The sequence below is a fragment of the Halalkalicoccus subterraneus genome (genome assembly GCF_003697815.1).
In the GTDB taxonomy this organism is placed as follows: Archaea; Halobacteriota; Halobacteria; order Halobacteriales; family Halalkalicoccaceae; genus Halalkalicoccus; species Halalkalicoccus subterraneus.
This window is the reverse complement of the sequence record NZ_RDQG01000076.1, coordinates 1-9,077: the sequence shown is the minus strand read 5'-3', so window position 1 is coordinate 9,077 and position 9,077 is coordinate 1. Positions and strand designations below refer to the sequence as shown.

General features: G+C 50.3%; 5 protein-coding genes and 2 pseudogenes. All 7 read right to left on the bottom strand.

Annotated features, from left to right (window positions below; genetic code table 11):
* Positions 1-180: pseudogene (locus EAO80_RS20080) on the bottom strand (DUF4268 domain-containing protein); the annotation flags it as partial.
* A 254-nt stretch (positions 181-434) separates the two neighbouring features.
* Complete coding sequence (locus EAO80_RS15680) at positions 435-626, bottom strand: hypothetical protein (protein WP_122090805.1); 192 nt, start codon at positions 624-626, stop codon at positions 435-437.
* A gap of 138 nt (positions 627-764) precedes the next feature.
* Positions 765-2,087 (bottom strand): M20 family metallopeptidase, encoded by a 1,323-nt coding sequence (locus tag EAO80_RS15675; RefSeq protein ID WP_245998649.1) that lies wholly within the window; start codon positions 2,085-2,087, stop codon positions 765-767.
* Between the two features lie 134 nt (positions 2,088-2,221).
* A complete protein-coding gene (locus tag EAO80_RS15670; RefSeq protein WP_122090803.1) occupies positions 2,222-4,261 on the bottom strand; it encodes a primary-amine oxidase in 2,040 nt (679 codons plus the stop codon).
* A 649-nt stretch (positions 4,262-4,910) separates the two neighbouring features.
* Complete coding sequence (locus EAO80_RS15665) at positions 4,911-8,051, bottom strand: amidohydrolase family protein (RefSeq protein ID WP_122090806.1); 3,141 nt, start codon at positions 8,049-8,051, stop codon at positions 4,911-4,913.
* Positions 8,052-8,285: 234 nt separating this feature from the next.
* Positions 8,286-8,609 (bottom strand): DMT family transporter, encoded by a 324-nt coding sequence (locus tag EAO80_RS15660; RefSeq protein ID WP_122090802.1) that lies wholly within the window; start codon positions 8,607-8,609, stop codon positions 8,286-8,288.
* A 110-nt stretch (positions 8,610-8,719) separates the two neighbouring features.
* Positions 8,720-9,077, bottom strand: a pseudogene (locus tag EAO80_RS15655) (ferredoxin--NADP reductase); the annotation flags it as partial.

The following is a 9,077-nucleotide window of genomic DNA, read 5'->3' as shown; positions in this document are numbered from 1 at the left end:
GAGACCTCCAATGCCCGCTCCGAACACCTGCCAACTCTGGGGTTGTGGTGTCAGTTTGTACCAGTCGGGTCGTCGTTGTGAATACGCCTCCGTGAGCGCTTCATAGAACTCCAGATATGCCCGTTCGGTGTCGCTGAGTCCTCCCGTTAGTTCTCGTTCCCAGTCGTTTGGTTCGACCACGATTTCGAACTCAAATCCTTTTGCGTCGGTCCCATCGATCGAGATGACCCGTGATTTGATACCGAAGAATCGGACGTCTTTCGGGCCACTCTCGTTGAGCCACTCGAGAACGCTCTTGTGTTCGGGACGGAACTTTTCGGCGACTCAGATCGTGAAGCCAGCATCCTTTCCAGCTGAGTACGTGAGCAGCTTGCCGAGATGATCGTGGTCCGTCGTCTGATACTGGTTTTCGATGACGACGGGTCGACCGGTGTTCATTTCAGTGCCGACAATATCGGCGGAGAACTGCCGACTGCTTCCTCGCGAGAGACGTCTTCGACCTCGATTCCCAGTTTAGCGATGAGGTGGTCGATGTTTTGCATCAGCCACCGCGTGAAATCGTGTTCTTCGTGTGGCCAGATGCTCCGTAGTTCGTGTTCTTCGATGTTTCCGATTTCGTGAGTCATACTCTATTTGCGGATATCACGCGTGAGACGTGGACTGGCTGTACCCCATGAATACACTGCGTAGTGCCTTATTCTGTGTATGTGGATCTTCAATCAACAGTACGCTATCGTGACGTAGATAATCAACAACGCGAATTATCACCTGCACCATTCGAGGATCATGGCTGCATACACCTTGGTAGCGTTCATTAACTGCTCTGTCGGAATATGTTCATCTGGCCCATGAGCGCCCATAGAAATGTCCCCCGGTCCCATACTAATTGTATCAACACCACACTCATTCTGGATATACGAATTGTCGGTTACTGCTTTGAATCCAGAGTACACCGGTTGTTCACCTAGTGTCGTCTCAATCGCCGTACCAAGTGCCTTACATCCGGGATGATCTACTGGCACTTCATATGGCGGCCAGTCGAAAACATTTTTCCAGCTCATCTGTGGAGGATGCTCTTTCAACCAGTCGTTTGTTGCTGCAAGCGTCTCCACAACGTCCTGCATTTCGTCCCATAGCTCTCTATCGTCTACAAACGGCGGGTAGAATACGTGCCCCTCAATTCTGGCATGCCCGGGAATTGCGGCGATGTAATCTCCTGCTTCCATGATCGTGCAATTGATGCCAATTGGACCGACACCTTGCGTATCCGGTGTCTGGTAGCCACCACCACCGTAGATCTGATCTCGATATCGGAGGTTCCACTGGTGTTCTAAATCACGCAGTTCATACAGAATATCGGCCATGATCATCGCTGCATCGACACCCACGTCCTGCCCAACAGGAATCCCGTAGCGTTGTGGATAGCGTGTAAGATTTTTCTGAGATGTGTGAGCTTCTTTCCCCTGTATCTCAATAGTGAAATCAAACGTTGCAGCACTTTTCGTATGGATTTCTAAATTAGTTGGTTCGGTATTGATACAGATTGGAATCTCAATTCCTTCCTCGAGAAACGCATCCGTTGCTGCAATGGAGCCGTATTCTTGTTGGTTTAACTCCTCACCAACAACGATACTCATCAATAAATCACCGCTCAGTTCAGTATCTGCTTCCATCACCGCTTTTGCTGCCCATATCATCGCGGTGTTCGGTCCCTTCATATCGTTAGCACCGCGACCATAGAGGTAACCGTCTTCTACAATAGGGTCCCAGGGATCCTTTGCCCAATTTTCCGCAGCTTCTTCCGAAACGTCGACAATATCAGAGTGACCATTGAATAACAGTGTACGCCCCGCTCCGTCGCCCGTTCCACTCAATCTACCATTGATATTCGGCCGGTTCTGCTCCTCCGAGACATCAACGATATCGATACTATCCCAGTCCATCTGGTCGGCAAAGAATGATTCAACGAATTCTCGCTGGACTTCTTGTTCCTGCTCAGTTGGCGAGCGATACGTGATATACTGTCTAAGGAAGTCAATTATTGCGTCTTCTTGGTCATCGATCCAAGCGTTGATTTCTGAGTCCATGTTTAAAGACAACATACATCACTATTTCGTCTCACAAATACCTTCCCTATCAACAGGTTCCAATAGCTGGTACTACTACTAAGATAGCGCTATAATCGGAGAACTGTTGGATCGGGTATTCGGCTCAGTGATGATCAACCATTGAAGTCCATCGATTCTTGATTCTCCGTCTTCCACTGCTCAACGTTCTTGATTGCGTGTTCCGGCGGGACATCGATCGATGGATTTTCTTTAAAGAACCCTGCTGGCTCTAATTTGAATGAGAGCATTTTCACAGGAAGTACGGGCCAATCTTCGGGGACCCCAACGTGTGTCTGACACATGTTATACCAGACGACGACATCCTCGTTCGCAATGGGTCGATTTTCAGCAGTCCACGAGGGGAGACCCTCCCCACCAGAATTTTGGTTTGGATATTCGCCTGCAGGGTGGATCTCCTCATCAGCATGCTGTGTAACCCAGAGATGGTTCTTCGCGAATCCGGCTCGTTTCGCCATTGATGAACCCGGTTGCATTGCGAACGCCGTATTCGTCCCCGACTTGCCTCGTAATCGATACCCAACTGGACTGGCTGTTGCCTCGTTCAGCACATTCTCGTTGATAATTTCCCAGTAACGCCCGCTATGTGTGTTCGTCATCCGTTGGGCATCCTTCTCCCGTTCGAAACGCGTCCGCTCTACGTACGCGGCGTTACCGTGTGGGTTTAGCCGCATTCGATCGCTCTCTGCATGTGGTGTCGGATCATATCCATCCGGCCCATAATCCACAGATTTGAGGTTCACTTCACGAACCGTGTTCCTCTGGCCATCAAGTTCGAAATCCAACCGGCAGTTGAACACGTGTTGGTGTAGCATTGATTTGTGACCAGGACCCACCATTTCCGCATAACCAGTTTCCTGTTGGTCTGTCTCGAGTAACCCGGTCGCGTTACACCCAGTGAGTCGCACCTGCCCCTCAATGCTCCCGTCCTGATAGAAATACCAGTAAAATGCGAAGTCATAGTTCCCAATCGTTGAAATAAACGAAATCACTAACCGCCGGTTTCGGCGGACTTCATCGTCGTCAATACGCCAATCGTGGTGTCGCCAGAGGGTACCATAATCTTCCTCATGCAGACAGATCGCATTGGGAATCACTTGTGGTTCGCCATCCCCATCACTGAGGAGGGCATCCCAATAGTGCATATAGCCGAGACAGTCACAGCCCTCCGTCAGCGAGTTTGCGAGACGGCCAATCCCGTACTCGCCGACATCAAACGGTGCCTTCCAATCGTGATCGGGATCCGAATCGTTGTATGCTGTAATGACCTCCGGCCATGACGCTCGTCGGAGGATCGACCGTTCCTCCCCGTCATCATCATATCCAATATTATAAAGAACGAGCCCCTCACGGTGATTGAATCCGACCCGAACGTGCCACTTCTGCCATTCGACAGTATTACCATCGACCTCCCAACTCGGCCCTTCGGGCTGGATAACGTTGTAGGGCTTGAGATCGTCTCGGAGGTCTCGTTTGTCTTCTCGGTAATAGTGCGTCTTCAGGTTGTTCACGACATCCGTATTCTTTGGCCCAGTATCGACGATTTTGATTACTTCACGATCGTCGAGATCGACCCACGCGTGAATGCCTGATAGCGGTCGGTTGTATGCTTCGGCTCCTTCATCGTCATCGGTGGCATTTACCCATGCGATACCATGTGCGAGTCGTCGGCTTCGATCAATATCCTCGGGTACGAAATCGTAGCCGGCAGACCAAGCAGTAACAATCGCGAGATCTGGATCGGCACCTCGCTTCTGCACTGCCTCGCGGAATTCCGGGTTAGAGGTGACAGCCTCCTCGACTTCAACGAATTCTTCGCCGATCATTCGTGGCTGTCCACGCTCGATTTCGGTCCACTCGATAAGATCTTCCTCATCCAGCGAAGCGATTCCCTTGTACGACCGTTGCGCGCCTTTATCACGGACAATTACTCGTGCTTGCCGCACAGGGGAGGCATCTGTTTGTTCGAACTCTCGCAGTGCGTCCTTTGGTGGTTCCGCGAGAGTAATTTCAATGAACCGTGTATCGTCGGTTACCTCCGTACCCTGATCGACAATTTCTCGAGCCTGTTCGATCTCTCTTGGAGTCAGTGGGTCCAGAGGATGCTGATTCGGATAGGTGTCATTAGGTGCCATTCTACAGTCGTGTTAACAGGAACTAATATAAGTTTACTGTACAGAGTAGAGTCGATAGAGGCGTGGGGGTAGGAGCGGATAATATCGTCATCAAGGAATATTGATCTACGGTGGGTGTATGCGTGGGTAGTATGGACGAGGGACTCTTGGGGGTGGTGTTATCTTGTGCAACAGATCGCTTCTTGGATACAGAATGTTGCACAAGGGAGACTCTCTTTGAGGAGTGACCACTCCTGTTAGTCCTATTCAACGGATAGGCTCCTCATCAGCGGCCGATACTGTGTGTCTCTTGATACTGCTGGTAGAACGCTGGCTCGATAGTCTTAGAGATCGAACTTGCTTGTGTTTCGGTCACGAAGTCCAGCTAGGATTTGTGAGGAGTTAGAGAACCGTAGTGTTCGGTCCTCACCGAGAAGGACTGCACCCATGTATCGATCACCGACTGTATTGTATAGTTCACCGGATTAGGAAATGCGAAACTGACTGTGACGGTCCCGATACTGAAAACCGATGTAAGGGTGGCCTTTGCTGAGTCTCGAGTACTCCCCAACCTCTTCTTCGAGACGTGCTTGAATCCGTCAAATTCCATTGTACTCTTACGTACGTGCTTTGAAGAAATGATGTCTTAGTGGGAACTTGAATTTCTGCCTTATCTCTCGCTAGCTGAAAACGGCTCTACAAGATCTTGAACAGTAAACAACTCTCCGTTTTTCATTGTCATTCTCACATCTATTGCGTCTTCGATTTGTTTGAGTGGATTCCCCTCAACAAAGACCATATCAGCTAGTTTGCCCGATTCAAGTGTTCCAAGGTCATCATCTACTCCTTGTTCTTCAGCGGCAAATCGCGTTGCTGTCAAGAGGGCCTCGTATGGGGAGAACCCATACGCAGCCAAGGGACGCAGGTTTCCGTGTACTCCGATACCAGGATAGTCCAACGGCATATCCGTGCCCGTGAGCACCACTCCACCCGCATCAAATATATTTTTGAAAGTAGTTACATTTCTGCAGAGACTGGTCTCACAATCAGAATCCGAGGGGAATTCTGTGTTATCCGTGACGTTCTCTCGTAAATCGTCACGGGCCGCAAGTCCGGTCGGACCCGGTGTATCGATACTTCCTCCGGGAATAAATAGCTGCAATCGAGGGTCGTCCTCGACATCGTCGGCAAGAATAAAATCGGATGTGAAGACTGTCGTTATAACTGATCGTTCTCCCTCACCGTAGAGGTTGATAACATCATCATAGGTTTGGTTTGTCGCGGATTCCGTTCGTGCATAGCCAAGGCGTTGGGTTGCGGACAGATGTGTTGTCCCGTCTTGCCCAACGAAAGCACCTGGAGCAAGGTAGTGCGATTTGACTGGTACACCGAGTTCTTCATGGGCGACATCGGTAACCGCAGCTATACGTTTAGCGTTTAATCGAACGTATGTTTTCACGAAGTCGTAATCGAGCTCTATCGCCCGTGACAGTTCTAAGGGGATTTGTTTCAGACTCGTAGTGGGCCGACCAATAAAGCCATAATAGACGCGCGAGCCGTCGATCGGTTCACCGCTTGCGAAGAAACGCGGTCCGATCCGATCTCCAGACTCGATCGCTTCGCGCTGTTCGATAGCACTGTAAACACGGTCACCGGGAGAGACTGTTGATGTAATTCCGTACGCGAGATTGATCCGACCCATTCGGTCCCCGAAGAAGCGGTCACTAAACGTCTGGTGAACGTGTGAATCCCAGAGACCCGGGATTACTGTGAGTTCGGATGCATCTACGTAGTCACTATTCGGCGGCTCACTATCTGGCACAACCTTCTGAATTCGATTGTTGACGACAGTGATATTGACGTCTTCTTGAATGTCCTGGCTTGTACCATCCCACAACTTTCCGACGTGGATGACGGTACGACCGGCTGGTTGATCGCGATGATAGTTGAGTTGCCGAACCGGGACATCCCGTGTTTCGCTCCCATCGCGCCTGACCTTTTTCAGTGTTCCATTGTTTAGGTATAAGAGCCACTCCGAATCACCACTCCAGGTGGGTGCATCTGTGGCTTCCTCTGTGATCTGTGTTGCCGGGCCGGTCGGTTCACCGCCTTCATCGACTGGCATGACACGTAAGGTGCTCTCAACTACAAAGGCCATCCAGCGTCCGTCTGGTGACCAAACAGGACCGTCATTACCCCGTGTTGAGAGCGATTTAAACTCCTCACCCGGTGGATAAAAGGTCTCTTCTCCAGTTTCGACATCAACAGTCAGGATCTGGCTCGTGCCTGAACGGAATCGATCCGAATACTGTTTGACAGCCGCTACAGCCAGTGTTGTTCCATCTGCTGACCACGTGGGGCGGCCTGGAAGAAACAGCGGTCGTATGGCCTCCTGAACATCGCTAAGTTCTACCTCGTTCTCGCTACGTTCTACCTCGGCAATTAGGGTCGCTCTATGCTGGTTCTGAAATGCGATCCTGGAGCCGTCCGGAGACCACGTCGCCGCTACTACAGCATCGTCCCGCGCAGTTACTTGCTGATTCTCGCCGGTTTGTAGATCGTGTACATACAGATCTTGCGTTCCATTTTCATCGGATGAGTAGGCCACATACCGGCCATCAGGAGACCACGCTGGGTCAGCCTGATAGAATGGATCATCTGTGATGCGTTGCGGTGGTTGCCCAATACGCATTAACCAGAGATCGTTCAAGGCGATAAACGCCACGTGCTCACCATCCGGGCTCAGTCGTGGAGTTAGAATACCCTGTACCTCACACGTACCCGTGTTATCAAACTCGTAGGACTTCTGATCATAATTGACCGCAGGAAGATCAAAGGTAGCGCTGAAGGAAACGTCAGATGTCGCGCCCGAGTCTAGATCCAGTGTTCTGACATTGCCATCAGCAGAATACAAGATCTCATTTGTGGATAACCAGTGAGGAGTAAAGATGAAGACGTCTTCTCCATCGGTCACCTGTGACCCAGAGACCATTAGATCGATGTCCCCTGTTCGGTTCTCCTGTTCGTTAATGCGAACGTAGGCAAGGTCTTCTCCGTTTGGAGACCACGATGGCGAATGGAGCGTTTGTCCCATTTGGCCGGATACAAGCGTCCGAGTCTCACCGTCCTGATTAACTGCTTCGATTGTTATTGGTGAATCGTCGCCATCACCATATTCTCCGGCAGGATCGGCGACGTACGCGATTTCAGTTCCATCAGGAGACCAAGTTGGTTCGAAATTCTCACTAGAATCGTCCGTCCATTGCTGTAGGTCACCGGTCTCGACATCTACTGTCCAAATGTCATAGTTTTCGTTCCGATCAGAGGAAAAAGCGATTTGAGTGCCATTAGGTGACCATTGAGGTTCTCGATCGTCCCAAAACCCATCAGTCATCTGTCGGATATCGCCACCGTCGGCAGCCATCGTCCAGACATCGAAGTTCCCATCTACATAGCCTTGAAATGCAATACGCGCTCCGTCTGGCGCATAGTCGGGTTGAGTAGGTTCTAATTCGACATCAGTCAGTTGCTCTGCTTCACCCCCTTCTCTTGGCAGGCGAAAGAGGAGCCCATGTAGATCCATCACAACCGATTCTCCATCGGGTGATGCAGTGAGTGCAATATTGGTCCCGTTTGTCACGGTCACTTCCGTGTCTTTGCGTATATCTTCGTCATCAGCATGTCCTGCTGCAGCGTACGCAAATCCACTAGTAGAAAGCCCAGACAGTGCTACACCACCAAGAACACCTTTCAGATGATCTCGCCGGGTATGTGCGAACGTTTCTTCTCTGTGTGTGGTATTATCTACCATCTTCACATACTTATTGTATGCGGATCTGATAATGTTTTTCATGTAGATTCTATAATTTCTATGTTAGATTATTAGACTAATATCTATGAATTAGAAATAATACGAAACACGACTTTTTCTCGAATGTTGTTATAAATATATAAATTGCAAACCGATAGAAGAACCATTGGACGATGTGTGCAGGTGTAACCATCTAAATTCGAATTATCACGAGACGTACAGCACCAGCAGAAGTTAGTGGCCACCGGAAACGGCATGGAGACCGACGATACCGACGAGAATCACGCTGACGAATCCGATCCGAGCAAGGGTGACAGGTTCATCAAACAGAATAATCCCAAGCGAAGCTGTCCCAACAGCACCGATACCAGTCCAGACAGCGTACGCCGTACCTATCGGGAGGTCTTTGATTGCCTGTGACAGCAGCACCATGCTAATGATGAGGGCAACAGCGGTGCCGAGTGTCGGAATGGGTTTTGAGAAGCCGTCTGAGTATTCAAGCCCGATTGCCCATCCGATTTCAAACAAACCAGCCAGTATCAATAGAGGCCATGACATCTCACCGTTCAGCTACTTCTTCAGTCGAACTATATCTTCTGCCAACCCACCGAATCGATGGTAGGTTTCTATCGAAACCTAACGCATTCTCTGGAGTGAGAGACTGCTATCTAGTTCTCGACTTCGCCATCTTCCCACCCTTCGGAGAACACACGGTCATCGGGAACACCCAACTCATCGAGATGTTCCTTGGTATCGACGACCATCTGTGGGACACCGCAGACGTAAAAATCCCTGTCAAGCCCGTCGAGGCGGTCGTCGAGATGGTCCTGAACGTGTCCGGTTGGACCATCCCAGCCCTCGTCAGACAGCGAGTAGACGACCGTGAGTTGATTGTGCTCGGTAGCGAGCTGATCGAGGGTCTCGCGGTACATAATGTTCTCCTGGTTTTTCTCACCGTAAAAGAAATGGACTTCACCGGTGCCGACCTCGAGATACTGTTTGAGCATCGCGATCATTGGCGTGATC